General features: G+C 64.2%; 20 protein-coding genes and 1 pseudogene. 6 read left to right on the forward strand and 15 right to left on the reverse strand.

The features are described 5' to 3' along the window. Positions 1 to 143 precede the first annotated feature (143 nt). Positions 144 to 1,378 (reverse strand): annotated as a pseudogene (locus tag C7I87_RS33235) (amidohydrolase/deacetylase family metallohydrolase). A 25-nt stretch (positions 1,379 to 1,403) separates the two neighbouring features. Beyond that, positions 1,404 to 1,769 carry a RidA family protein gene (locus tag C7I87_RS33240; RefSeq protein ID WP_149908173.1) on the reverse strand — a complete coding sequence of 122 codons (366 nt, stop codon included), beginning with the start codon at positions 1,767 to 1,769 and terminating at the stop codon, positions 1,404 to 1,406. A gap of 218 nt (positions 1,770 to 1,987) precedes the next feature. Here C7I87_RS33240 and C7I87_RS33245 point away from each other — a divergent pair, with 218 nt between their 5' ends. Next, on the forward strand, positions 1,988 to 2,473 hold the full coding sequence (locus C7I87_RS33245) for a hypothetical protein (protein WP_149908174.1): 486 nt from the start codon (positions 1,988 to 1,990) through the stop codon (positions 2,471 to 2,473). Between the two features lie 46 nt (positions 2,474 to 2,519). On the opposite strand, the gene C7I87_RS33250 is transcribed toward C7I87_RS33245, so the two are convergent. Continuing rightward, positions 2,520 to 3,152, reverse strand: a complete 633-nt coding sequence (locus tag C7I87_RS33250) for a methyltransferase family protein (protein ID WP_149908175.1) — start codon at positions 3,150 to 3,152, stop codon at positions 2,520 to 2,522. A gap of 371 nt (positions 3,153 to 3,523) precedes the next feature. On the opposite strand from C7I87_RS33250, the gene C7I87_RS33255 reads away from it, so the two are divergent. After that, a complete protein-coding gene (locus C7I87_RS33255; protein ID WP_149908176.1) occupies positions 3,524 to 4,207 on the forward strand; it encodes a winged helix-turn-helix domain-containing protein in 684 nt (227 codons plus the stop codon). Continuing rightward, a complete protein-coding gene (locus tag C7I87_RS33260; protein WP_149908177.1) occupies positions 4,204 to 5,574 on the forward strand; it encodes a sensor histidine kinase in 1,371 nt (456 codons plus the stop codon). Before C7I87_RS33255 ends, C7I87_RS33260 begins: the two co-directional genes overlap by 4 nt. 64 nt (positions 5,575 to 5,638) lie before the next feature. Here C7I87_RS33260 and C7I87_RS33265 read toward each other — a convergent pair whose 3' ends face one another. Next, the gene (locus C7I87_RS33265; protein WP_149908178.1) at positions 5,639 to 6,067 is read right to left on the reverse strand and encodes an Lrp/AsnC family transcriptional regulator; all 429 of its coding nucleotides are present in this window, start codon (positions 6,065 to 6,067) and stop codon (positions 5,639 to 5,641) included. A gap of 120 nt (positions 6,068 to 6,187) precedes the next feature. Between C7I87_RS33265 and C7I87_RS33270 the strand changes: the two genes are divergently transcribed. Then, the gene (locus C7I87_RS33270) at positions 6,188 to 7,291 is read left to right on the forward strand and encodes a saccharopine dehydrogenase family protein (protein WP_149908179.1); all 1,104 of its coding nucleotides are present in this window, start codon (positions 6,188 to 6,190) and stop codon (positions 7,289 to 7,291) included. 261 nt (positions 7,292 to 7,552) lie between these two features. Here the strand turns inward: C7I87_RS33270 and lpdA are convergent, their stop codons facing one another. From lpdA to C7I87_RS33295, 4 genes are all read right to left on the reverse strand, one after another. Beyond that, complete coding sequence (gene lpdA, locus C7I87_RS33275) at positions 7,553 to 8,950, reverse strand: dihydrolipoyl dehydrogenase (protein WP_149908180.1); 1,398 nt, start codon at positions 8,948 to 8,950, stop codon at positions 7,553 to 7,555. Positions 8,951 to 9,229: 279 nt separating this feature from the next. Further along, positions 9,230 to 10,549, reverse strand: coding sequence for a dihydrolipoamide acetyltransferase family protein (locus C7I87_RS33285; RefSeq protein WP_149908182.1), 1,320 nt, complete (start codon positions 10,547 to 10,549; stop codon positions 9,230 to 9,232). A 17-nt stretch (positions 10,550 to 10,566) separates the two neighbouring features. Continuing rightward, the gene (locus C7I87_RS33290) at positions 10,567 to 11,580 is read right to left on the reverse strand and encodes an alpha-ketoacid dehydrogenase subunit beta (RefSeq protein ID WP_149908183.1); all 1,014 of its coding nucleotides are present in this window, start codon (positions 11,578 to 11,580) and stop codon (positions 10,567 to 10,569) included. A gap of 2 nt (positions 11,581 to 11,582) precedes the next feature. Next, a complete protein-coding gene (locus C7I87_RS33295) occupies positions 11,583 to 12,815 on the reverse strand; it encodes a 3-methyl-2-oxobutanoate dehydrogenase (2-methylpropanoyl-transferring) subunit alpha (protein WP_149908184.1) in 1,233 nt (410 codons plus the stop codon). Between the two features lie 581 nt (positions 12,816 to 13,396). On the opposite strand from C7I87_RS33295, the gene holA reads away from it, so the two are divergent. Continuing rightward, positions 13,397 to 14,440, forward strand: coding sequence for a DNA polymerase III subunit delta (gene holA / locus C7I87_RS33300; RefSeq protein ID WP_149908185.1), 1,044 nt, complete (start codon positions 13,397 to 13,399; stop codon positions 14,438 to 14,440). Between the two features lie 43 nt (positions 14,441 to 14,483). On the opposite strand, the gene C7I87_RS33305 is transcribed toward holA, so the two are convergent. The 7 genes from C7I87_RS33305 to mnmE all read right to left on the reverse strand — a co-directional run bounded on the left by C7I87_RS33305 (position 14,484) and on the right by mnmE (position 22,331). Next, positions 14,484 to 15,272: a DUF2182 domain-containing protein gene (locus tag C7I87_RS33305; RefSeq protein WP_149908186.1), complete on the reverse strand. Its 789-nt coding sequence runs from the start codon at positions 15,270 to 15,272 to the stop codon at positions 14,484 to 14,486. 33 nt (positions 15,273 to 15,305) lie between these two features. Next, positions 15,306 to 15,932 carry a DUF1326 domain-containing protein gene (locus C7I87_RS33310; RefSeq protein ID WP_149908187.1) on the reverse strand — a complete coding sequence of 209 codons (627 nt, stop codon included), beginning with the start codon at positions 15,930 to 15,932 and terminating at the stop codon, positions 15,306 to 15,308. A 550-nt stretch (positions 15,933 to 16,482) separates the two neighbouring features. Further along, on the reverse strand, positions 16,483 to 17,367 hold the full coding sequence (locus tag C7I87_RS33315) for a ParB/RepB/Spo0J family partition protein (protein ID WP_149908188.1): 885 nt from the start codon (positions 17,365 to 17,367) through the stop codon (positions 16,483 to 16,485). Positions 17,368 to 17,433: 66 nt separating this feature from the next. Further along, positions 17,434 to 18,234: a ParA family protein gene (locus C7I87_RS33320; RefSeq protein ID WP_031240355.1), complete on the reverse strand. Its 801-nt coding sequence runs from the start codon at positions 18,232 to 18,234 to the stop codon at positions 17,434 to 17,436. Positions 18,235 to 18,289: 55 nt separating this feature from the next. Next, complete coding sequence (rsmG, locus tag C7I87_RS33325; protein ID WP_149908189.1) at positions 18,290 to 18,922, reverse strand: 16S rRNA (guanine(527)-N(7))-methyltransferase RsmG; 633 nt, start codon at positions 18,920 to 18,922, stop codon at positions 18,290 to 18,292. Next, on the reverse strand, positions 18,919 to 20,802 hold the full coding sequence (mnmG, locus tag C7I87_RS33330; RefSeq protein ID WP_149908190.1) for a tRNA uridine-5-carboxymethylaminomethyl(34) synthesis enzyme MnmG: 1,884 nt from the start codon (positions 20,800 to 20,802) through the stop codon (positions 18,919 to 18,921). Before mnmG ends, rsmG begins: the two co-directional genes overlap by 4 nt. Positions 20,803 to 21,002: 200 nt before the next feature. Further along, positions 21,003 to 22,331 carry a tRNA uridine-5-carboxymethylaminomethyl(34) synthesis GTPase MnmE gene (gene mnmE, locus C7I87_RS33335; protein ID WP_149908191.1) on the reverse strand — a complete coding sequence of 443 codons (1,329 nt, stop codon included), beginning with the start codon at positions 22,329 to 22,331 and terminating at the stop codon, positions 21,003 to 21,005. Positions 22,332 to 22,403: 72 nt separating this feature from the next. Between mnmE and C7I87_RS33340 the strand changes: the two genes are divergently transcribed. Then, entirely contained in the window at positions 22,404 to 24,476 is a 2,073-nt protein-coding gene (locus C7I87_RS33340; protein WP_149908192.1) for a thioredoxin domain-containing protein, read from the forward strand. The last annotated feature ends 5 nt before the right edge of the window (positions 24,477 to 24,481 follow it).

Consider the following 24,481-nt stretch of genomic DNA (forward strand, 5'->3'; position numbering starts at 1 on the left):
TCAACTCCCAAAACGTCATATGCGATTCCCCTGCTCCGGAGGGGGGGAGAGGTGGCGCTGCGAAGCAGCGACGGAGTGGGGGAAGCCATTCGCCAAACGCGCATAAGCCGCAAGCCAGGCACAACCTTGCCGGCCGAGATCGGCTAATCATGCCGATGCCCAAAATGCCGGGCCGCCGCCTCGACATGGGTATGCGCGGCTTGCGCTTCGAAACGTTCGGTCTCGCTGACATCGTTCGCCGCCTCGTTCGGCCACCAGGTGCCGCCGATGACGATGCCTTCCGACACCAGCCGCTGGTCGGCGACCAGCGAGGCGCCGACCGCATCGACGAAGGTGAAGCGGCCTGACCGCTGCCGCAGCACGACGACGTCGCCGGCGGTGCCCACCGCCAGCGTGCCAAGATCGGGCCGCGCGATCGCCCGCGCCGGCGCTTGCGTCGCGGCGCGCAAAACCTCGACCAGCGGCATGCCGAGCGCGATCAGCTTCGACATGCACACCAATATGTCGAAGGCCGGCCCTTCGACGCAGTAGAGATGCACGTCGCTCGAGATGACGTCGGGCGCCAGCCCCTCGGCCAGCATGGCGCGGGCGACGTCGAAATCGAATGAACCCATGCCATGGCCAAGATCGAAGATGACGCCGCGCTCGCGCGCCAGCCGCATGTCGGGCCGCACCGCGCCGGAAGCGAAGACCGGCGCGTTGGGGAACGGCCGGAAGCAATGGGTGAGGATGTCGCCCCGGCGCAGGCGCGGCAGCACTTCGGAGCGGCCGGGCGGCGGCTCGTCTATATGCGCCATCAGTGGCAGGCCGGCTTTGTCGGCGGCCTCCAGCGCCAGATCGACAGGCGCGATGCCGCTGGTGCCGCCGGCATGCTTGCCGGAGCGGACCTTGACGCCGACCACGACGTCGGCGTGCTCGCGCACCGCCGCCACCACCTCGCGCGGTTCGCAAAGCCGGAGATCGCTGCATTCGCCAACCGACACCGTCTGCGAGAAGCCGAAAATGCCGGCAAAGGAAATGTTGACATAGGCCAGGATGCGCACCTTCGAGCGTTCCATGACATGGCGGCGGAAGCCGAGGAAATTGCCCGCGCCGGCGCTGCCGGCATCGATGAAGGTGGTGGTGCCGCTCTTGGCGGCGAGCCGGTCGGCATCGACGCCGAGTGACGTGCCGCCCCAATAGACGTGGCTGTGCAGGTCGACGAGACCGGGCGCGACGATGCAGCCGGTCGCGTCGACCACCTGCGCGGCGCCGGTCAGGGGGTCTCGGCGTCGACGGCGGCGACGCGGCCATTGGCGATGGCGACGTCGCGCGGCGCGTCGATGCCGGACGCCGGATCGATCAGCCGTCCGCCCTTCAGTAGGAGGTCGAATTGCATGGAGATGCCTCCGCCTTGTTGCGTCTCAGACCGGCCTGTACGCGACGGCCTCGACTTCGATCTTGATGTCGATCATCAGCCGCGATTCGACCGTGGTGCGGGCCGGCGGATTCTTGGGGAAGTGCCTGGCATAGACAGCGTTGAAGCCGCCGAAGTCGCGCGCGTCCTCAAGCCAGACGGTGGTCTTGACAACGTCGTCCATCGTGCAGCCGGCGAGCGCCAGCGCGGCCTTCACATTGGCGAGCACCTGTTCGGTCTGTTCCGTGATCCCGCCCTTGACCACGATGCCGTCGCCGCCGACCGGAACCTGGCCCGAGACAAAAACGAAATCGCCGGCCCGCACGGCGGGCGACAGCGGCACGTGGGACGTTCCAAAAGTCTGCTTGGGCAAGGGATGATCTCCTCTGATGGCGCGCAGGACACCGAGGCGGCGCCCGCTTCGGGCGAGATTTACCGCGATCGGGGCGATCCCGATAGAGGCCCTTGTTGGAAAGCAACATTCTTCGAAATCCGTGTTGCTTTATTACAGAAGCGCTTGCATCGTGCGCTTGCCGGACGGGCTCGACGCCATGACGGACAGACGCCCTTGCGAGACCGGAGACCCCGACGATGACCTTCGACAAGAACCCGTTTCCTTCTGGGGACGCCGACCGCCATGCGCTATGGGAGATGCTGGTGCGACGCGACATCGACGCCTTCATCGGCCAGGACTGGTCGATGGTCGAGGACGACTTCGTCGCCGAAAGCTTCTTCGGCATGCATGCGCATTTCCTGGCCAACGCCGATGCCTGGCGGCTGCAATTCCCGCGGCTGGAGATCTATCGCGACGAATGGCTGCGCCAGGCCAAGGAGACGGCCGCGACCAAATTCGCCGAGCCGTTGCGCGAGGCTCTGTTTCGCGTCACCAATCTGCGCGACATCGATGTCGACGGCGACCGCGCCGTGCTGCACAAGAAGTTCGACGGCAGCGTCGCCAAGGCGGATGGCAGCGTCGACCGGCTGAAATGGCAGACGCTGTATTTTTGCCGGAAGATCGGGGCGAGCTGGAAGATAGCCGGCTTCGTCGGCTACATGCCCTATCCACTGGGCGGCTAGCCGAGGCACCGGCTGAGCGATTAGCCTCGCATTTGCCGTGCGACGCTCAGTAGAGCGTGAAGAAAGTCGGCAGCAGTCCGCTTTCCCGGAAATACTCGACGAGTTCGATGATCGGGAAGATGGCGAGGAAATAAAGCCCATCGAAAAAGGTGCGCCTTAGCGCGCGGGTCGAGAACTGCAGCTCGTCATTGTCGCGGTAGAGCAGCGGGTTCGGCCAGAACCGGGGCGTCGCCTTGATATAGGCGGTATAGGCCGGGCCGAACTTGCCGAGGAGATATTCGGCCTCCTTGCGCGCCGTGACGCGGAAGATGAGGAAGCTGGCAAGGCCAAGGGCAGCGGCGGCCACCAGCGAGCCATAGAGCAGACCGATACCGACTGCTCCGACCGTCGAGAAGAAGTAGAGCGGGTTCTGGCTCATCGAGAACGGCCCGGTCGAAACCAGCTCCTCATTCTTCTTGCCGCCGACATAGAGAATACTCCACAGCCGGCCGGCGACGCAGGCTAGCACCAGGCAGAAGCCGAGGAATTCGAGCATCTCGTGCCCGTTCGAGCCTTCGGCGAGCGCCGGTTTGGTCAGGAACAGCAGCAGCACCGCCAGCGCTGCCGCGACGCGGATGAAAATCAGCCGCTTGCGCTGGACAAAAGCCTTTGAAACCGGCTTGAGGGAGGCGTAGCTCATTCGTGTTTTCCTGGGGCGCTCTGTGCGAGCCCGGCCACTGGGGCACGCCATTGATGGCGGATACAAGGCGACCCCCTTCTATCAGCGCACCACGAGGCATTCGTAAAGGCCTTTTGCGCCAAGCAGAACCATCCTTACGGATTTGTATGCTGCCGTACAGGCTGGAGTGAAGTCGCTTGCCTATCGTTTGGATGCCGACCCGCCATTTAAGGGCGGCATAGGTTGCGGCGGCCGATGAGCTGGACGAAAAGTTGCTGGAAACGGATTGAGCCTTCCGCGCGCCGCTGGCCTGGCCAGCAGGTGACCATGCTAGGAACGGACCCGTGCCGGTGGTAGCCTGCCCGTGATATCGGCAATCAACCGGAACAGCGATGCGACTACTTCTCGTCGAGGACGACCAAAGGACGGCGGACTATATCGTCAGGGGCCTGACCGAGGCCGGCCATGTCTGCGACCTCCTGCGCAACGGGCATGACGCGCTTTTCGCAGCGACCAGCGGCGGCTACGACGTGATCGTCGCCGACCGGATGATCCCGGGTCTCGACGGCCTGTCGATGGTGAAGGCTATCCGCGCGGCGGGCGTGCGCACGCCAGCGATCTTCCTCACATCCGTCGGCGGCATCGACGACCGTGTCGAGGGGCTCGAGGCCGGCGGTGACGACTATCTGGTCAAGCCCTTCGCCTTTTCCGAACTGCTCGCCCGTATCAACGCGCTCGGCCGACGGCCGGCCGCGCAGGAGCAGAAGACCGTTCTGCGGGTTGGCGACCTCGAAATGGACCTGATCATGCGGCGCGTCGTCAGACAGGGCCAGCCGATCGACCTGCAGCCGAGGGAGTTCAGCCTGCTCGAGGTGCTGATGCGCGGCGAGGGCCGCGTGATCACCCGCACCATGCTTCTGGAACGTGTCTGGGATTTTCATTTCGATCCCAAGACCAGCGTTGTCGAGACCCATATCAGCCGGCTGCGGGCCAAGGTCGACAAGCCGTTCGAAACCCAGCTCATCCACACGATCCGAAACACCGGCTACAGCCTGCACGCGCCGCTCGCACCATGACCGGAACCTGGACCAGCCTGCTGCGCAGCACGCCGTTCCGGCTTGCCCTGACATTCGCCTTCCTGTTCATGCTGGCCTTCATCCTGTCGGGCGCGATCGTCTACCAGATGATGAGCGCCGATCTTGCCGAGCGACTCGACGAGACCATCAAGGAGACCTATTCAATCGTCGCCGCGACCTATGCCGATAACGATCTGGAGGACCTGGTCGCCACGATCGAAAGCCATGCAAAGCTCAGCCCCAAGAAGGATCAGCTGTTTTCGCTGACCGACGCAGCCGGAAACCGCCTGGCGGGCAACTTCACCGCCGCGGGACTGCCCGACGGGTTCTCGGCATTCAACGCTGTGTTGCCCGGCGTGCCGCCGGACACCGAATACCGGGCCTATTCCGGCTCCATCGGCGGCAACAATCTGACAGTTGCTTTTAGCCTTTCCGAGACGGAAGAGCTGGAAACGGTAGCGATGATGAGCTTCGGCTGGGCTACCCTGATCATCACCGGCCTGGCCGTCGCCGGCGGCGCCCTGCTCGCCTCGCGCGTCCAGCACCGCCTCGACGGCATTGCCGCCACGATGGTCGATGTCTCGCATGGCCGGCTGGATACCCGCATCCCGCTGACCGGCAAGGACGACGACATCGACATCGTCTCCAGCCAAGTCAACGCCGCGCTCGACCGCCTTTCGGCGCTGGTCGAAGGCATGAAGCAGGTCAGCGCCAACATCGCGCATGATTTGAAGACGCCGCTCAATCGGCTGCAGATGATCCTGGAGGGCGCCGCGGACAAGGCCGCGCGGCATCAGGACGTCTCCGACGATCTGGCCGACGCGCGTTCCGAGGGCCACCAGATCAACGAGACCTTCGATGCGCTGCTGCGGATCGCGCAGATCGAGGCCGGCGCGCGCAAGGCGCGCTTCACCGATGTCGATCTCGGCGAGATCCTGCAGACCATCGCCGAGATCTATACCGATGTGGCCGAGGACGACGGCAAGTCGCTATCACCGCCGCGGCTGGAGCAAACGGCCGACCGTATCCATGGCGACCGCGAACTGTTGACGCAGATGTTCGCCAATCTGGTGGAGAATGCGCTGCGCCATTGTCCGCCACGCACCACCATAAGACTGTCGGTGACGCGTCGGGTTGACCGCGTCCTTGCCAGCGTCGCCGACAACGGCCCCGGCATTCCCGCCGACGAGCGCGAAAAAGTGTTTCAGCGGCTCTACCGGCTGGACCACAGCCGATCGACGCCAGGCAGCGGCCTCGGCCTCAGTCTCGTCCGGGCCATTGCCGACCTGCACGGCGCGACCATCGCGCTCGAGGACTGCCGGCCTGGGCTGGCCGTGGTGGTGAGCTTTCCGTTGGCGACCGGTTAACTTCGGAGGTTGGGGAAACCCGGTGTAACGTCCGATCCCCCTTGCGAGGAGATCGGCTGTAACGTCACCGATCTATCCGCGTCGACAGGATGATCGATGACGCGGTCCGTTCGACCCCCTCCATGGCGCCGATCTGGTCGAGCAGCGTGTCGAGGTCGCGGATCGACGGCGCGTCGACGATGACGATCATGTCGAAATTGCCGCTGACGGAGTGCAGTGTCCTGACCGGCGGCAGCGCCTGCAGCGCGCGCACCACTTTGTCGGCGAGCTTGGGCGTGACGGTAAGCAGCACATGCGCCCTGACCAGCCCCTGCTCATAGTCCGGCGCCAGCCTGACGCCATAACCTGTAATGATGCCGCGCTGTTCCAGCCGCTCGATCCGGCTTTGCACCGTCGTGCGCGACACGCCGAGCTGCCGTGCCAGTTCGGCCGTCGAAGCGCGCGCGTTGGCGCGCAGCAGGGAAAGCAGGGCCTGTTCGGCTTCACTGAGCATTTCGACGAATCACTTCGGCAAATCGACAAAAGATAGGGTTCGTTTTGCAGGATTCCACGCTTCCTTTCGACAGGCAAGCTGCGATGAATCCGGCAACGCAGATCGCAGGGGAATTTGACCATGAACAACATCGTTATCGTCGGGGCCGGCAAGATCGGCTCGACCATCGCCGAAATGCTTGCCGTGACAGGCGACTACCGCGTCACCCTCGTCGACCGTTCGGCGGCGCAACTCGCAGCGGCGGAGGTCCCTGCTGGTGTCGAGACGCTCGAACTCGACATCGCGGCGGCTGGCGAGCTTGAAGCCGCGCTCGCCGGCAAGTTCGCGGCGCTGAGCGCCGCCCCCTTCCATCTCACCACGCGCATCGCCGAGGCGGCGGCCAGCGCCGGCGTGCATTATCTCGATCTCACCGAGGATGTCGTCTCGACCAGGCGCGTCAAGGAGCTGGCCCGTTCCGCCAAGAGCGCCTTCATCCCGCAATGCGGGCTGGCGCCGGGCTTCATCTCGATCGTCGCCAACGATCTCGCCAGCCGCTTCGATACGCTGGAAAGTGTGCGCATGCGCGTCGGCGCGCTGCCGCAATACCCGTCCAACGCGCTGAACTACAATCTGACCTGGAGCACCGACGGGGTCATCAACGAATATTGCGAGCCCTGCGAGGCGATCGTCGAGGGCGAGCTGGTCGAAGTGCCGCCGCTGGAAGAGCGCGAGGAATTCTCGCTCGACGGCGTCACCTACGAGGCCTTCAACACCTCCGGCGGTCTCGGCACCTTGGCGGAGACGCTGAAAGGCAAGGTGCGCACGCTGAACTACCGCACCATCCGTTATCCCGGACATGCCACGATCATGAAGGCGCTGCTCAACGACCTTGGCCTGCGCCACCGCCGCGACGTGCTGAAGGACATTTTCGAAAGCGCCCTGCCGGCGACGCTGCAGGACGTGGTCATCGTCTTCGTCACCGTTTCGGGACGCAAGAACGGCCGTCTGCTGCAGGAGACCTACGCCAACAAGATCTATTCCCGGCGCGTCGGCCAGACGGTGCGCAGCGCCATCCAGATCACCACCGCCTCCGGCATCTGCGCCGTGCTGGACATGCTGGCCGATGGCAGCTTGCCGGCGACCGGCTTCGTCAAACAGGAGGAGATCGCGCTCGACGCCTTCCTCGCCAACCGTTTCGGCCGCGCCTACGCCCAGCACGAGATGGTGAGCCGGCTGGCGGGGTGAGGAGACGTCGCCTTCGGCGATGGGTTCGCGCCCTTCCTCTCCCCCGTCGATCGGGGGAGAGGTGTCGAGCGAAGCTCGACGGAGTGGGGGTCGACTTGGCTCGGACGGTGTAAAGCAAGCCGGGGCGATGCATCGCACTGACTGAGGCTCTGTGATGGGCTTTCGGCGGCGGTGCGTTCGAGGACTGGCTTCCCCCACTCCGTCGCTGCTTCGCAGCGCCACCTCTCCCCCCTCCGGAGGAAGAGGAAAGGGGCGGTAACCTCAAATATGCAGCGCGTGCCCCAGCGCCTTCAGCGCGGCTTCCTGAAAACCCTCGCCTTGCGTCGGGTGGGCATGGATGGTGCCGGCGATGTCCTCCAGCCTTGCGCCCATTTCCAGCGCCAGCCCGAACGCCGCCGACAGTTCCGACACGCCCTGACCGACCGCCTGGATGCCGAGCACCAGATGATTGTCGGCGCGCGCCACGACGCGGACGAACCCATCCTCGCCGAGCTTCGTCATGGCGCGGCCGTTGGCGGCGAAGGGGAACAGGCCGATCTTGATCTCGCCGCCAAGTGCTTTGGCTTCTTCGGGCGACAGCCCCGCCGTCACCAGCTCGGGATCGGTGAAGCAGACGGCGGGGATCGAGCGCTTGTCCCAGCTGCGCTTGTGGCCGGCGACGATCTCGGCGACCATTTCGCCTTGCGCCATTGCCCGGTGCGCCAGCATCGGCTCGCCGGTGACGTCGCCGATGGCGAAGACGCCGCGCATCGAGGTCCGGCACTGGTCGTCGATCCTGATGAATTTTCCGGCCCTGTCGAGATCGATCTGGTCGAACCCCCAGCCCTCGGTCACCGGCTTGCGGCCGACCGTCACCAGGACCTTGTCGGCGGCGACCTTGGCGCTCTTGCCGTTAGATGTCTCGATGAGCAGCGCATCGCCACTCGTCGACAGGCCCTTGGCCTTGGCTCCTGCCATCACCTCGATGCCGAGCGCGGAGAGCCGCTTGACCACCGGCCGGGTCAGTTCGGCATCATACTGCGCCAGCACGCGCGGCAAGGCTTCGACGACGGTCACCTTAGCGCCCATCTTGGCAAAGGCCATGCCGAGCTCCAGTCCGATATAGCCGCCACCGACGACCGCGAGTTTTTCGGGCACGTCGCTCAGCGCCAGGGCCTCGGTGGACGAGATCACCGGCCCGCCGAACGGCAGGAACGGCAATTCGACCGGCGCCGAGCCGGTGGCGATGACGATCGTCTCGGCCCGGATCACCTGGCTTCCGGTCTCGGTCTCGACCTCGACGGTCTTGCCGTCGCGGAACGTCGCCCAGCCATGCACGGTCTTCACCCTAGCCTTCTTGAGCAGGCCGGCGACGCCGCTGTTGAGCCGGCTGACGATCCCGTCCTTCCACGCGACGGTCCTGGCCAGATCGAGCACCGGCGCCGTGACCGAAATGCCGAGCGGGCTGTTGCCGCTGGCCATATGCGACACCTTCTCGAATTCCTCCGCCGCATGGATGAGCGCTTTTGAGGGGATGCAGCCGACATTGAGACAGGTGCCGCCGGGTTTGCCGGCCTCGACGATGACCGTATCGACGCCGAGCTGCCCGGCACGGATGGCGCAAACATAACCGCCAGGCCCGGCGCCGATGACGAGCAGCTTGCAGGAGATTTCTTTCATGATGTCGGCTTCCTCGTCGTGTGAGCTGCCGACGCCCTCCTATCCAGCCCAGCGCTGCCCCTCATCCGCCTGCCGGCACCTTCTCCCCGTATAGTGACCGGGAGGAGGGATTGGCCGTGATGTTGGCGCCCTCGTTTGCAACGCTGCCGATTGGCGAAACCGTCGATGTCAGCCTCTTTCTCCCCGTCACTATACGGGGAGAAATGCCCGGCAGGGCAATGAGGGGCGGCGCGAAGCTCAAAGTAAAGCTGCTGAGGAATACGCTGAAGACCCATTCCGTCACCCCTCCACGAAAAGCAGCGCCGGTGTCTCCAGCAGCGTCTTTATCCGTTGCACGAACACCGCCGCATCCCAGCCGTCGATGACGCGGTGGTCGAAGCTCGAAGACAGGTTCATCATCTTGCGCGGGATAAACTGGGTCCCGTCCCATAGCGGCCGCACCATCATCTTGTTGACGCCGATGATCGCCACTTCCGGGTGGTTGATCACAGGCGTGGTCGCGACACCCCCCATGGCGCCGAGCGAGGTGATGGTGATGGTCGATCCGGACAGCTCGTCACGCGTCGCCGTGCCCGACTTGGCTGCCTCGGCAAGCCTGGCGACCTCGGCGCCGCAATCCCAGATGTCGCGCGCCTCGGCATGCTTGACCACCGGCACCACCAGCCCCGACGGCGTCTGCGCGGCGATGCCGATATGGATGCCGCCATGCTGGTGGATGATGCCGGCCTCGTCGTCGAACAGCGAATTGAGTTGGGGCTGATCCGCGATCGCCTTGACCATCGCCCGCATCAGGAACGGCAACAATGTGAGTTTTGGCCTGTCCGCGCGCTTTTCTTTGTTGAGCGCGGCGCGCAATTCCTCGAGCGCCGTGACGTCGATCTCCTCGACATAGGTGATGTGCGGGATGCGCGACTTCGACAGCGTCATCTTCTCGGCGATCTTGCGCCTGAGACCAACCACCTTGATGTCCTCGACCGCATCGTTGCGGGCGAGACCCGATGCCTTGGCCAATTGCGGCCCGCGCGCCAGGAACGCTTCGATGTCTTCGTGGCCGATGCGGCCGGCGGGACCGGTTCCCGTAACCTGCCTGAGATCGATGCCCGCCTCTTTCGCGCGCAAGCGGACGGCCGGCGACGCCAGTGGCTTTTCGCCTTCCGGACGCGGCGCGCCGGAGACCGAGGTCCGTGTCGTGGTCTTCGCCGCAGCAACCGGCGACGGTGCGGGTTTCGCCGGTGCCTCGGCGAGTTTTGCCTTCGGGACCGGTGCGGTTTCGGGTTTTGGGCTTGCCGGCTTGGAGGGAGCTTGGGTCTCAACCGCTGGTTCAGCCGCTTTGCTTCCGGCCTTCACATTGCCCTCGCCCGCCACCTTCAGCCGCACGATCGGCGATCCGATCGCCACCGTGTCGCCGATCTCGGCGCCCAGCCACAGGATCTCGCCATCGACGGGCGACGGGATCTCGACCGTCGCCTTGTCGGTCATCACGGCGGCCAGCACCGTGTCCTCACGCACGATGTCGCCGATCTTCACATGCCATTCGACGAGTTCGGCTTCGGCGACACCCTCGCCGACATCGGGCAGCTTGATGATATGTTCGCCCATCTCAGGCCTCCCCCACTCTAGGCTTCCATTGTTTCGATGAGGGCACGGCCGACACGGGCCGGCCCCGGAAAATACTCCCATTCCTGCGCATGCGGATAGGGCGTGTCCCAGCCGGCGACGCGGGCCACCGGCGCCTCCAAATGGTAGAAGCAGTTTTCCTGCACCAGCGCCGACAGTTCGGCGCCGAAACCGGAAGTCAGCGTCGCCTCGTGCACGACGACGCAACGCCCGGTCTTCTTCACCGAAGCCACGATCGTGTCGAGGTCGAGCGGCAGCAACGTCCTCAGGTCGATGACCTCGGCGTCGATGCCGGTCTCCTCGGCCGCGGCCTGGGCGACATAGACCATGGTGCCGTAGGCCAGCACCGTGACGGCCGAGCCCGCCCTGCGGATCGCCGCCTTGCCGAGCGGTACCGTGTAATGGCCGTCGGCGACCTCGCCGAGCTCGTGCTTCGACCAGGGTGTCACCGGCCGGTCGTGATGGCCGTCGAACGGGCCGTTATAGAGCCGCTTCGGTTCCAAGAAGATCACCGGGTCGGGATCCTCGATCGCCGCGATCAGCAGCCCCTTGGCGTCATGCGGGTTGGACGGCACCACCGTCTTCAGGCCGGACACATGGGTGAACAGCGCTTCCGGGCTCTGGCTGTGCGTCTGGCCGCCGAAGATGCCGCCGCCGGTCGGCATGCGCACCACGATCGGGCAGGTGAAATCGCCATTCGACCGGTAGCGCAGCCTTGCGGCTTCCTGCGTCAGCTGGTCGTAAGCCGGATACATATAGTCGGCAAACTGAATCTCCACGCAGGGCTTCAAGCCGTAGGCGGCCATGCCGATGGCCGAGCCGACAATGCCGGATTCGTTGATCGGCGCGTCGAAGCAGCGGCTCTTGCCGTACTTGGCCTGCAGCCCGTGCGTGACGCGAAAAACGCCACCGAAGAAGCCGACATCCTCGCCGAACACGACGACTTTGTCGTCGCGCTCCATCGACACGTCCATGGCGTCCCGAATGGCCTCGATCATGGTCCGTCTTGGCATGGCTAGACTCCCGCCCGCTGGCGCTGGCGCCTGAGATGCGGCGGCATCTCGGCAAACACACCTTCGAACATCTCACGCGTCGACGGCTTGCCGCCGGCATGCAGCGTGCCGTGGCTTTCCGCCTCCTTCTGCGCCGCGATCACCGTATCGAGGATTTCTGCTTCGGCCTGTGCGTGCCGCTCGTCCGACCAGACCCCAAGCTTGATGAGATGGTTCTTCAGCCGCATGACCGGGTCGCCGAGCGGCCAGGCGTCGGACTCGGTCTTTGGCCGGTAGGCGGAGGGATCGTCCGAACTGGAATGGGCGCCGGCGCGGTAGGTGACATATTCGACCAGCGTCGGCCCGAGATTCTCCCGTGCCCTTGTCGCTGCCCATTTGGCCACCGCGTGCACCGCCAGATAGTCATTGCCGTCGACGCGCAGCGACGGGATGCCGAAGCCCAGGCCTCGCGCCGCGAACGTACCGGAACCGCCGCGCGCGATGCCTTGGAAAGTCGAGATCGCCCACTGGTTGTTGACGACATTGAGCACCACCGGCGCCTTGTAGGTGGAGGCGAACACCAGCGCCGAATGGAAATCCGATTCCGCCGTGGAACCGTCGCCGATCCAGGCGGCGGCGATGCGTGAATCGTTCGAGATCGCCGAAGCCATCGCCCAGCCGACCGCCTGGATGTACTGCGTCGCCAGATTGCCCGATATCGAGAAGAAGCCGTGCTCTTTCGACGAATACATGATCGGCAGCTGCCGGCCCTTCAGCGGATCGGCCTCATTGGAATAGATCTGGTTCATCATCGTGACCATCGGATAGCCGTCGGCGATCAGCAGGCCGGCCTGCCGATAGGTCGGGAAATTCATGTCGCCGGGAGCGAGCGCCTTGCGGAAGGCGCAGCTCACCGCCTCCTCGCCCAGATGCTGCATGTAGAAAGAGGTCTTGCCTTGCCTCTGGGCCATCTGCATGCGCGCATCGAAGGTGCGCAGCGTCATCATGTTGCGCAGGCCCTCCAGCAGCTCCTCGCTGGACAGCAGCCCCGCCCACGGCCCGACGGCTTCGCCGTTGCGGTTCAGCACGCGGATGATGGAGAAAGCCATGTCGCGGATGGTGCGCGGATCGACGTCGATGTCGGGACGCGGCACCGAGCCCGCCTCTGCGATGGTCACGTTGGAGAAATCAGGCGTGCCGCCCGGCCGCACTTCCGGCTCCGGAACGTGAAAACGCAACATCCCAGCATCGGCCATGACCTCAAGTCCTCCAATGTTGCCTGGACGCGGATATTTGCACATCCGCGCGTCCAGTGCGAATTCGTCGGGCACGCCTTTCCGGCCGCGCCGGCCGATCCGGCCTCCCGCGCTCAACATGAAGATATGTCCGCGAAATTTCTTGTCGATGTTGAGCGGCGGCACGCAATTTGGCGCAAGCTAGCGCCGTGTTTGTCGCCAGATAAGGTGATTGGTTGGCTAGACTTGGTTCCTCACCCTACTAGGCGCCCTTCCTCTCCCCCGTCGTTCGGGGGAGAGGTGGCGAGCGAAGCTCGACGGAGTGGGGGCCGGCCTGGCTCGGCGTTGTTCTTTCGAGCCGGGACGACGCCTCGCCTGATTGAGGTTCTGTGATGAGTGCCAGCGACAGCGGATTTGAGGACCGGCTTCCCCCACTCCGTCCCGGCTTCGCCGGGCCACCTCTCCCCCCTCCGGAGGGAGAGGAAAGCGCCAGGCTTGGGTGACCCCACGCTTTTTCCTTGTCCGCGATCGGACCCCTCCCGAGAGAGAAACCCAAGCTGGAGAACGTTCACTCCATCCCCGCATCATGCTAACCACTCTTCATGGCACAGAAGAAAGCATTCGAGGTCGATTCGTGGCTCGCGAAGCCTGATCCGCGCATCTCGATCGTCCTGCTTTATGGCCCCGATCGCGGTCTCGTCTCGGAGCGGGCGAAGGCCTTTGCCGAAAAGACCGGCCTGCCGCTTGACGATCCGTTCTCGGTGGTGAGGCTCGAGGGTTCGGAGGTCGATCGCGACGAGGGGCGGCTGCTCGACGAGGCCCGCACCGTGCCGATGTTTTCCGACCGGCGGCTGCTCTGGGTGCGCAATGCCGGCGGCCAGAAGGCACTGGCCGACGACGTCAAGGCGTTGACGGTCGAACCGGCACGGGACGCCATCATCCTGATCGAGGCCGGCGATTTGAAGAAAGGCGTCGGGCTGCGCGCGGTGGTCGAGGGCGCGGACAATGCCATGGCCTTGCCCTGCTATGCCGATGAAGCCCGAGACATCGACACGGTCATCGACGACGAGCTGCGCAAGGCCGGCATGTCGATGACGCTGGAGGCGAGACAAGCCTTGCGCCGCAATCTCGGCGGCGACCGGCTGGCCTCGCGCGGCGAGATCGAAAAACTCGTCCTCTACGCCCACGGGCAGAAGGAAATCGGGCTGGAAGAGGTGCGAGCCATGTCCGGCGACGTGTCCGGCGCCTCTTTCGACGACGCCGTCGACGCGCTGCTCGAAGGCAAGGTCGGCGACTTCGACACCGCCTTCACCCGCCATTGCCAGGGTGGCGGCCCGCCCTTCCTGGTGCTGTCCTCGGCGATGCGGCAGATACAGCAGATCCAGGTCATGCGCGGCCAGATGGACTCAGGCGGCCGCAACGCCGCTTCCGTTGTTGCCGCTGCCCGTCCGCCGGTCTTTTTCTCGCGCCGCAAGCTGGTGGAGAAGACGCTGGAGCGCTGGAACAGCGAAGCACTCGGCCGCGCGCTGACCCGCCTGCAGTCGGCCGTGCTGCAGACCCGGCGCAGGCCGGACCTGTCGGTAGCACTGGCAAGACAGGCGCTGCTGGGAATCGCGGTGGAAAGTGCGCGGCTGGGGCAAAGGTAGGAGAGCGATCTTCCCTTTCGGCGCCGAGCGCTGCCTCCATTGGTCAATTCATTATCATGGCGCCCGCCGGCTGGAAGGTTGGCAGCGCCTGTGGAAAGACCAGCACCGCCGCGCCATAAAGGAGCAGGGCGACACCCGACATCTTGGCGATCCGATCTCCCGACGGAAGGGTCTTTTCCGCAAAGACGAGCAAGGTGACCACGACCATTGCGGCGACGTTCATGATCCCGAGAGGAAAGAGGGCGAGAAACAAGAGCCAGCAGCAGCCCAGGCAAAAAAGTCCGTGCTCCAGGCCCATGCGAACCGCGCCCCAGTAACCATCGCGCCATGAGGTCAGGATGAAGCCGATCGGCGTGCGGCATTTGGCCAGACATAGATCTTTCAGCGGGGAGAGTTGATAGGCGCCCGCAATCATCAGCAGCGCGCCGCCGATACGCGCGGCCGTCGCCGTGGATAATCCCACATGTCCGGCAAGCATCTCAGCACCCGCCGCGCCGGCAAAGGCGATAACGCCCATCACGCCCCAAACCAGCATGTACCCGGCCACGAACACCCAGCTCGAGACAAAGGTCTCCCCCCGGCCCTGTTTGCCGGCCTGGACCTTGTGAAATGTCAGGATCATGGGCGCGGCCGTCGGAAACATCATGGCAATCATCATGATCATCCAGACGGCAAGAAACAGCGGCGCCTTCATACCCATGGTGAGTGAGTACATTTCCATGCGCATGTCCGCGTCCATGCCCATCTGCTGCCAGACAAGCAGGGTCCACGCCGCCGCGGCGATAGCGATCAGCAGCGCGAGAATGATGTATCGCTGGGACGTCGGCGCCATGGACAAGTACGTTCCGTACTATGCGGCCAGCGGCTACTGCTGGCCAGACCAATTGATCGGGGCGTAATGTCCGTTTCGGCGGGAATTGTCCCAGCTCATGCCATGGTCGCTGAATGTGCTGCCTTCCGCCCCCATCGCCATCGCGAGCCAGTCGGGATTGACAGGATGGCCGGTGGCCGCCCACATCTGCCCGTCCTCGCGCATTGTCGGCAGTGGTTCGACAGCCATCCGCATGATACCCGCAATCTCAGCCGACCGCTTCTTGCCGTCTATCCGGTAGTCTATCGGCACCTTCTTGGCGCCGAGGTTCGTGCCAATCATGGGTGCCAACACCGCCATGGGGCCGCCCGCTGCGCCAGTGAAGATGGCACCTAGCGCCTCCGTTTGCCTGTCATCGGCCCGTTCGTCGATATAGGCGGCGGCCGTCCAGTCGCCGTCTGCCATCGGACCCGGCGTGTGAGCAACCATCGCGACACTCAGCCCATCCAATCGAACGTCACCGTAATTGCCCGTATCGATATGAAAGACCAAACCAACGTCGCAAACGCCTCTCGTCGGCTTCGATGTCAGCTGCGCGTTGGTGGACAGCAGGCAGGGACACACGACATCGCAGTTACAATTTTCGAAGTAACTTCCGGACAATTGCCAGCGGACTGCCATTTGCACCTCCCATGCGTCAGGCGCGTCGGCATATCGTTTTGGCGAGGCGGTGCCATTCATGACTATGTAGGAATGGCAAATAGCCCTCGCCGCGACTGACCGGCACGCTAGGGCAGATAATGTAAGCCATCTCTAATTTAGGTTATACCGTTGCCCGGCACAGTCAAGCCGCGAGCGCCAGAGCTGGCGACAGGCGCGGCAGGGGATCGCTGTGGAGAGCACGAGGCTGGGGCAAAGGTAGGCGATTGGCCCCCACTGCAAGATGGCTGGCAAGCCAGAGGCCGCCACCATCTCCACTGTGCCCGCCCCTTGGTGCCAAACTGATGTTCCGTTGGCGCTGCCCCTCACCTCCCTGCCGGCATCCTCTCTCCGTAAACGGGGCGAGGGACACTCTTGTCGCTGCTTTCGCCAATCGCCAGCGTCGCAAGAAAGGGCGCCGGCACCTCACTTAGCCTCTTCTCCCCGTCACTATACGGGGAGAAGGTCCCGGCAGCGGGATGAGGGGCGGCGCCGACGCATCAAATCAACAGCAATATTTGCCGACTAACTATCAGTCCTGCTTCAACCTCCGGCACAGTTCATCCAGCTGTTCCAGGCTCCGATACGCAACCCGCAGCACACCGCCCTTGCCCTTGTGGTCGACCGTGACGATCATGCCGGTCGTATCGGTGAGCAGCTTCTCCAGCGCCAGCGTGTCGGCGTCCTTTTCGGCGGCGGGCGCGGCGGGCTTGGTGCCGTTGGAGCTGGTGCCGGCCGGCATTTGCGCCAGCGCCTCGGCCTGGCGCACGGAAAGGCCTTCCTCGACGATGCGCTTGGCAAGGCCGGCAGGATCTTCCGCCGTCACCAGCGTGCGGGCGTGGCCCGCCGACAATGCGCCGTCGACCAGCATGTCGCGGATCACGTCGGGCAGCTTCAACAGTCTCAACGTGTTGGCGACATGACTGCGGCTCTTGCCGATCACCTGGCCGAGATCGGCCTGGGTATAGCCATGGTCGTCGATGAGTTGCTGGTAACCCTGCGCCTCTTCGACCGGATTGAGGTCGGCGCGCTGGACGTTCTCGATGATCGCCAGCTCCAGCGCCGTGCGGTCGTTGACATCGCGGATGATGACCGGGATCTCGGTCAGCCCGGCGCGCTGCGCCGCCCGCCAGCGGCGCTCGCCGGCGATGATCTCGTAGCGGCCCGCCTGCGTCGGCGAGGGCCGCGCCACCACCGGCTGCACCACGCCGTGCTCACGGATCGACTGGGCCAGATCGGTCAGTTCGGCATCGCCGAAATGCCGGCGCGGATTTTTCGGATTGGCGCTGATGAACTCGATCGGCACCTTGCCGTCGGCGCTCATGCCGGGCTTTTCCGGTGCGGCCGGGCGATCGATCTCGCCGATCAATGCTGCCAGCCCGCGACCCAGTCTTTTCCTCGAGAGATCTTCGCTCATCTTTATTCCAAGTCTATTTCAGATGGTTTCGGTACCGAATCGGCTATTAATATGCATCCGATCTAATCAAGCGGCGCGCAATTTGCGCTCGCGGCGGATCACTTCCGACGCCAACTGCAGATAGGCCTGGCTGCCGGAGCATTTCAGGTCGTATAGGATCGCCGGCTTGCCATAGGACGGCGCTTCGGACACGCGCACATTGCGTGGAATGATGGTCTCATAGACCTTGTCGCCCATATGCTCGCGCACGTCCTGCACCACCTGGTTGGCGAGATTGTTGCGGCCGTCATACATGGTCAGCACGATTCCCTGGATGGTGAGGTCCGGATTGATCGAGCGGCGCACCTGCTCGACGGTTTCGAGCAGCTGGCTGAGACCTTCGAGCGCGAAGAACTCGCATTGCAGCGGTACGAGAACGGAATCGGCTGCCGCCATTGAATTCAAGGTCAAAAGATTGAGCGAGGGTGGGCAATCGATCAGCACATAGCCGAAAGGCGCCCCGCGCTCGGTCGCCGCCCGCAGCGCATTACGCAGTTTGAGTACCCGGTCGGGCGCCGAGGCGATCTCCATCTCGATGCCGAGCAGGTCGAGCGTCGAGGGCACGATGGACAGGCCGGGTACCGCGGTCGGAATGGCCGCGGCTTCCAGCTCCAGTTCGCCCGTCAGCACGTCATAGGACGAGACCGTCCGGTCCTTGCGGTCGATGCCGAGGCCGGTGCTCGCATTGCCTTGCGGGTCCAAGTCGACGATCAGCACTTTTTCGCCGATTGCCGCCAGCGCGGTGGCCAGGTTGATGGCGGTGGTCGTCTTGCCGACACCGCCCTTCTGGTTGGCTACGGTGATGATTCGAGGGCCGTTCTTCATCATGGGTTTATGCCAGAAATTCATCTTGGGGTCGCCGAATAATCAGACCAGTCGCGGTTCAGACAGGTCGCACATGGGACAATTCGAGGATGACGCCGCTGGCGTCGGTCACGCTTGGATGTTCTACCAGATCGAACGTCCACCGGTTAACGCTTTCTTGCACTTCGGCACGGTAATCCCGGCCTTTGTGGAACAGCGCCCGCGCCCCCGAGGCCAGCCATGGCGCGGACAAGTCGAGCAGAACCGACAGCGGGGCCAGCGCCCGCGCCGTGACGATCTGCGGCTTCGAAACAAGCACATGGCTGTCCTCGATACGACGCGCCACGACCCGCGCCGGCAGGCTGAACTGACCGATGACGGTCTGCAGGAACGAGGCCTTCTTGCGGTTGCTTTCGACCAGATCGATGCTGGCCCCCGGGCGCTCGGCAAGCAAAAAGGCCATCACAAGCCCAGGAAACCCGCCGCCCGACCCGATGTCGACCCAATGCCTGGCTTCAGGCTCTATCCGTGCGAGCTGGGCGCTGTCCAGGATGTGGCGATGCCAGACGTCGGCCGAGGTCGATTGCGCCACGAGATTGATGCTGCGGTTCCACTTCTGGAACAGTTCCTCGAACGCCACCAGGCACTCGAATGTTTCACGTGAAACCGGGCCGGCGGCGTCCTGCAGGCTCTTCAGGGAAAAAGAGCTCACGCAACGTCCCTCTGCTCGGCCTTTTCAGCGGATTCCCAATGACGGACATGCGCGACGATGACCGCCAGCGCCGCCGGCGTCATGCCTTCCATGCGCTGTGCATCGGCGATGGAGCGCGGCCGCCGCGCCTGCATCTTCTGCTTCAATTCATTGGACAATCCGGGCACGCCGGCAAAATCGACCGTCTCCGGGATCAGCCGGCTTTCTTCATGCCGGATCTGCGCCACATCCGTGCTCTGGCGATCTAGGTAGACCGAATATTTCGCTTCCGTTTCGAGGCGCTCCGCAGTCCTGGCATCGATGTCGTGAAATTTCGGTTCGACCCGGGCCAGCCAGGCAATGTCGACACCGGGATAGGCCAACAATTCGAAGCCGGAGCGGCGCACGCCGTCGCGATTGATCTCCAGGCCATGCCGCGCCGCCTCGTTCGGCGTCATGGCCAGCGAAAGTGCCAGCTGGCGCGCTTCGTCGAGCCGCCGCGTGACATCGCCAAACCGCTGCATCCGCCGGGCCGAGGCGATCCGCAGCGTCTGCGCCAGTGGGGTCAATCGCTCATCGGCATTGTCGGCTCGCAGCGACAGCCGGAATTCTGCCCGCGAGGTGAACATCCGGTACGGCTCGCTGATGCCGCGGCTGGTCAAATCGTCGACCATCACGCCGATGTAGGCCTGGGTGCGGCTGAGCACGATCTGCTCGCCGCCCGCGGCGCGGCGCGCCGCGTTGATGCCGGCGAGCAGGCCCTGCGCTGCGGCCTCTTCATAGCCGGTCGTGCCGTTGATCTGCCCGGCGAGAAAAAGTCCGGCAACGCGCCTGGTCTCGAGTGTCTGATGCAGTTCGCGCGGATCGACATGATCATATTCGATGGCATAGCCGGGCTGCAGCATGACGGCACGCTCCAGCCCGGGAATGGTCTTCAGAATGTCGAGCTGAACGTCTTCCGGCAGCGAGGTGGAAATGCCGTTGGGATAGACGGTGTGGTCGTCGAGCCCTTCCGGCTCCAGAAAGATCTGGTGCCCGTCCCGGTCGCCGAACTTGACGATCTTGTCCTCGATCGAGGGGCAGTAACGCGGCCCAACCCCCTCGATCGAGCCGGAATACATAGCGGAACGGCCAAGATTGGTGCGGATCAGCTCATGCGTGGCCGTGGTCGTGCGGGTGATGCCGCACTCGATCTGCGGCGTCACGATGCGGTCGGTCATCAGCGAGAACGGCACGGGATGCTCGTCCGCCGCCTGGCCTTCCAGCGCAGACCAGTCGATGGTTCGTCCATCCAGCCGCGGCGGCGTGCCGGTCTTGAGCCGCCCGAGCTTGAAGCCGGCGCGATCCATCGTCGCCGACAGTCCCATGCTGGCCTTCTCGTTCATGCGGCCGGCGACGATCTTCTTCTCACCGATGTGGATGAGCCCGCGCAGGAAGGTTCCCGTCGTCAGCACCACGGCGCCGCAGGCAAGCCGCCGGCCGTCCGCCAGCAGAACCGCGGCGATCTTTCCATCGGAGATCTCGAAATCGAGCACTTCGCCCTCGACAACGTCGAGATCGTTCTGCTGCCGAATCGCTTCCTGCATGGCAAGGCGATAGAGCTTCCTGTCGGCCTGTGTGCGCGGACCGCGCACCGCCGGGCCCTTGCGGCGGTTCAGCAGACGGAACTGGATGCCGGCGGCATCCGCCACACGGCCCATCAGCCCGTCCATGGCGTCGATCTCGCGCACAAGATGGCCCTTGCCAAGCCCACCGATCGCCGGGTTGCACGACATGACGCCGATCGTGTCGAAACGCAGCGTCACGAGCGCGGTCCTGGCGCCGCCGCGCGCTGACGCACTGGCCGCCTCGCAGCCGGCATGGCCGCCCCCCACCACAACCACATCATAGTGATCGGTCATTTTATTTTGGTCCCGGACTCAAAGAAGATGAGCGACACATGTCCCCGCAAGGCGGGAGTGTCAAGAAAACTTCCTCACGACGTTTCACGTGAAACAGGGGAAACCCTGCTTCTGCCCGCGTTTCACGTGAATCACGGCCCAAGATGTTTCACGTGAGTCAGCCGGAGCCTCTGCCATCGACCGTGCGTGTTTCACGTGAGTCATTTCCCGATGCAGAATTGGGAAAAGATCACGTCGAGCAAATCTTCTACATCCGCCGCACCCACGATCCGCCCCAGTCGATCCGCTGCCAGACGCAGCTCTTCAGCGCGCAATTCCTGGGCCGCCCGCTCATCGATGGCGCGCTGCAGATGCCGGTTCGCCGCACCGAGCAACTCGACATGGCGCAGACGTGACGGCAGAATTTCCCCGGCGTCGCCGGCCGCTTGACTGGCGCGGCGCCCTATCTCTGTCAGCAATTCCTCCACCCCCGTCCCGTCCATCACCGATATGCCAAACTCATAGCGCCCAGCCACATTGCGGACGGCTCTCCTATCGAGCAGGTCGAATTTGGTGCCGACACGCAATGCCGGCGGCGGCGTCGGCAGCGGACCGGCGTCCCTTGGGTGCGTGGCGTCCTCGAGCAGCAGCAGTAGATCGGCGTGGTCGGCTTTAGCTCTCGCCTTCTCGATGCCGATCGCCTCGACCTTCCCCGGTGCTTCCCGGAGCCCGGCAGTATCGGTCAGTGTGACACGCAAGCCCTCAAGATCCAGCACGACCTCCAGCAGGTCACGGGTGGTACCGGGTTCATCCGTTACAATAGCAGCATCGCGCCGCGCCAAGGCGTTGAACAGACTGGACTTGCCGGCGTTGGGCGCACCGAGGATGACGACTTCAAAGCCGTCGCGGATGATCTCGGCCGCATGGAATCCGCCGATGTGACCGTCGATCTCGGCGATCATCGACCTTACGTCTGACCAAACCGTATCCGAAACGGAACCCGGCACATCGTCCTCGTCGGCGAAATCGATCTCGGCCTCGATCATGGCCCGCGCATGAATCAGGCGCCGACGCCAGTTGAGGTAGAGTTCACTCTGCGCGCCCTCGGCATTCCGGACCGCGAAGCGCCGCTGCGCTTCGGTCTCGGCGTTGACGAGATCCGCCAGCGCCTCCGTCTCGACCAGATCGACCTTGCCGTTGAGAAAGGCCCGGCGCGTGAATTCTCCGGGTTCCGCATGCCTTACCCCGTGAAAGCCAGCGATCGTTTCCAGCATCCTGGCCACCACGGCGCGTCCGCCATGAACATGGAATTCGGCGACATCCTCGCCGGTAAAACTGGCCGGACTTGGGAAGAAGACAATCAAGCCGTTATCGAGCACCGTCCCATCTGGAGCCCTGAATTTACGCAGGACCGCCGCGCGCTCCTTAACCATGCCGCCGGCAATCGTTTCGACCACGAATCGAGTCCGTGGGCCGGAGAGACGCAGCACCGCCACCCCAGCCGGAAGCCGGCCGCTCGACAGTGCCACGATCGAATCGCCTGAAATCATTTGCCCGCTCTACCGAACCGCCCTAGCTTTCGTCCCATCACCGACCCCGAGTTGCCCCGAAAGTTGGCCATCGTGACATTGCCCGCGCAAAACCTGCTTGCCGACGAGGCCAGCCCCTATCTGCAGCAGCACAGCGGCAATCCCGTGCATTGGCGGGGATGGTCACCGGCATCGCTCCAGGAAGCACAAGCGTTGGACAGGCCCATCCTGCTCTCCGTCGGCTATGCCGCGTGCCACTGGTGCCATGTCATGGCCCATGAAAGCTTCGAGAACGACGACGTCGCCGCCGTCATGAACCGTCTGTTCGTCAATATCAAGGTCGACCGCGAGGAGCGCCCCGACATCGACCAGATCTACATGGCGGCACTATCCTCTATGGGCGAGCAAGGCGGCTGGCCGCTGACCATGTTCCTGACGCCCGACGGCAAGCCGTTCTGGGGCGGCACCTATTTCCCGCGCGAGCCGCGCTATGGCCGCCCAGGATTCATCCAAGTGATGGAAGCGGTCGACAAGGCCTGGCGCGAAAAGAGGGCGAGTCTGCACCAGAGCGCCGACGGCCTGACCTCGCATGTCGAGGCGCGGCTCTCGGGCACACATTCCAAGGCGCTACTCGATCGCGATATGCTGTCCGATCTCGCCGGCCGTGTCAGTGGCATGATCGACCACGATCGCGGCGGCCTGAGCGGCGCGCCGAAATTCCCGAACGCGCCGTTCATGCAAACGCTGTGGCTGTCCTGGCTGCGCGACGGCAATGCCGCGCATCGCGACGATGTGCTGGTCAGCCTCGAACATATGCTGAGCGGCGGCATCTGTGATCACATCGGCGGCGGACTCAGCCGCTACTCGACGGACGCCGAATGGCTGGTGCCGCATTTCGAGAAGATGCTCTACGACAACGCCCAGCTCATCCGCTTCTGCAATTGGGCTCTCGCGGCGACCGGCAATGATTTGTTCCGGATACGAATCGAAGACACGGTCGACTGGCTGCTGCGCGAAATGCGCGTCGATGGCGGCGCCTTTGCCGCGAGCCTCGACGCCGACAGCGATGGAGAGGAAGGCCTGTTCTATACCTGGAGCAGACAAGAGATCGAATCCGCGCTTGGAGACGATTCAGCGTTGTTTTTCAATTACTTCACGCTTTCCAGCCCACCCGGCTGGGAGGGCAAGCCGGTGGTCCATCAGACCATCTCCCAGCAAGCGCTTGGTGTGGCCGATCGTCAACAGCTGATCCCCCTCAAGGCACGGCTACTCGCCGTCCGGGAAGAACGCGTCAGGCCGGGCCTCGACGCAAAGACCCTTACCGACTGGAACGGCCTGATGATCGCCGCGCTCGCCGAGGCCGGCCGTTCGCTGGCGCGGCCGGATTGGATCGAGGCCGCGGCAAAGGCCTTTGCCCATATCAGTGCCGCCAGCCGCGACGGTCGCTTGCCGCATTCCATGCTCGGCGCCAGGAAACTGTTTCCCGCCCTGTCGAGCGACTATGCCGCCATGACCAATGCGGCGATCTCGCTGTTCGAAGCCACCGGCGATTGGACCTATGTCGACCAGGCCGGCCGGTTCCTCGAACAGCTCGATCATTGGCACGCCGACGCGGAAGGCACTGGCTACTATCTGACCGCATCGGACAGCACCGATGTGCCGATCCGCATCAGGGGCGATGTCGACGAGGCCATTCCGTCAGCCACCAGCCAGATCATCGAGGCGCAGGTCCGGCTCGCCTCAGTCACCGGCAATCTCGACTTGCAGGAGAAGGCCTGGAAAACCGCCGAGCATGCCGCCGGCCGCGCCGCGCACCAGGCCTACGGCCAGACGGGCATCGTCAATGCCTGCGCGCTTGCCATCGAACCGCTGAAACTGGTCATCGTGGACGGACCGGAAGATCAAAAGCTCGTTCCGGTCGCGAATCGAAATCCCGACCCGCGCCGCGTCGACATCGTCGTGCCGATTGGTACGGCAGCGAATCGACCCCTGCTGCCCGGTGGAATCCTGCCGCCGACCAACCGGCGCGGCGCCTGGCTATGCACCGGCCAGGTCTGCCTGCCGGTGGTTACGAATCCGGATGAACTGGAAGGGTTGTTGCGTAGTTCGTCATCCTATGGCGGAGCAAGGAGCGATGCGACGCAGACCATAGGATCCATGCCGTGACATCG

It is taken from the genome of Mesorhizobium sp. SARCC-RB16n (assembly GCF_008520305.1).
Classification (GTDB): Bacteria; Pseudomonadota; Alphaproteobacteria; order Rhizobiales; family Rhizobiaceae; genus Mesorhizobium.

Excerpts from the sequence above, each read along its gene's own strand:
- C7I87_RS33245 (WP_149908174.1), top strand. The coding sequence starts at position 1,988 with ATGACCTTCGACAAGAACCCGTTTCCTTCTGGGGACGCCGACCGCCAT.
- C7I87_RS33250 (WP_149908175.1), bottom strand. The coding sequence starts at position 3,152 with ATGAGCTACGCCTCCCTCAAGCCGGTTTCAAAGGCTTTTGTCCAGCGC.
- C7I87_RS33255 (WP_149908176.1), top strand. The coding sequence starts at position 3,524 with ATGCGACTACTTCTCGTCGAGGACGACCAAAGGACGGCGGACTATATC.
- C7I87_RS33260 (WP_149908177.1), top strand. The coding sequence starts at position 4,204 with ATGACCGGAACCTGGACCAGCCTGCTGCGCAGCACGCCGTTCCGGCTT.
- C7I87_RS33265 (WP_149908178.1), bottom strand. The coding sequence starts at position 6,067 with ATGCTCAGTGAAGCCGAACAGGCCCTGCTTTCCCTGCTGCGCGCCAAC.
- C7I87_RS33270 (WP_149908179.1), top strand. The coding sequence starts at position 6,188 with ATGAACAACATCGTTATCGTCGGGGCCGGCAAGATCGGCTCGACCATC.
- lpdA (WP_149908180.1), bottom strand. The coding sequence starts at position 8,950 with ATGAAAGAAATCTCCTGCAAGCTGCTCGTCATCGGCGCCGGGCCTGGC.
- C7I87_RS33285 (WP_149908182.1), bottom strand. The coding sequence starts at position 10,549 with ATGGGCGAACATATCATCAAGCTGCCCGATGTCGGCGAGGGTGTCGCC.
- C7I87_RS33290 (WP_149908183.1), bottom strand. The coding sequence starts at position 11,580 with ATGCCAAGACGGACCATGATCGAGGCCATTCGGGACGCCATGGACGTG.
- C7I87_RS33295 (WP_149908184.1), bottom strand. The coding sequence starts at position 12,815 with ATGGCCGATGCTGGGATGTTGCGTTTTCACGTTCCGGAGCCGGAAGTG.
- holA (WP_149908185.1), top strand. The coding sequence starts at position 13,397 with ATGGCACAGAAGAAAGCATTCGAGGTCGATTCGTGGCTCGCGAAGCCT.
- C7I87_RS33305 (WP_149908186.1), bottom strand. The coding sequence starts at position 15,272 with ATGGCGCCGACGTCCCAGCGATACATCATTCTCGCGCTGCTGATCGCT.
- C7I87_RS33310 (WP_149908187.1), bottom strand. The coding sequence starts at position 15,932 with ATGGCAGTCCGCTGGCAATTGTCCGGAAGTTACTTCGAAAATTGTAAC.
- C7I87_RS33315 (WP_149908188.1), bottom strand. The coding sequence starts at position 17,367 with ATGAGCGAAGATCTCTCGAGGAAAAGACTGGGTCGCGGGCTGGCAGCA.
- C7I87_RS33320 (WP_031240355.1), bottom strand. The coding sequence starts at position 18,234 with ATGATGAAGAACGGCCCTCGAATCATCACCGTAGCCAACCAGAAGGGC.
- mnmG (WP_149908190.1), bottom strand. The coding sequence starts at position 20,802 with ATGACCGATCACTATGATGTGGTTGTGGTGGGGGGCGGCCATGCCGGC.
- mnmE (WP_149908191.1), bottom strand. The coding sequence starts at position 22,331 with ATGATTTCAGGCGATTCGATCGTGGCACTGTCGAGCGGCCGGCTTCCG.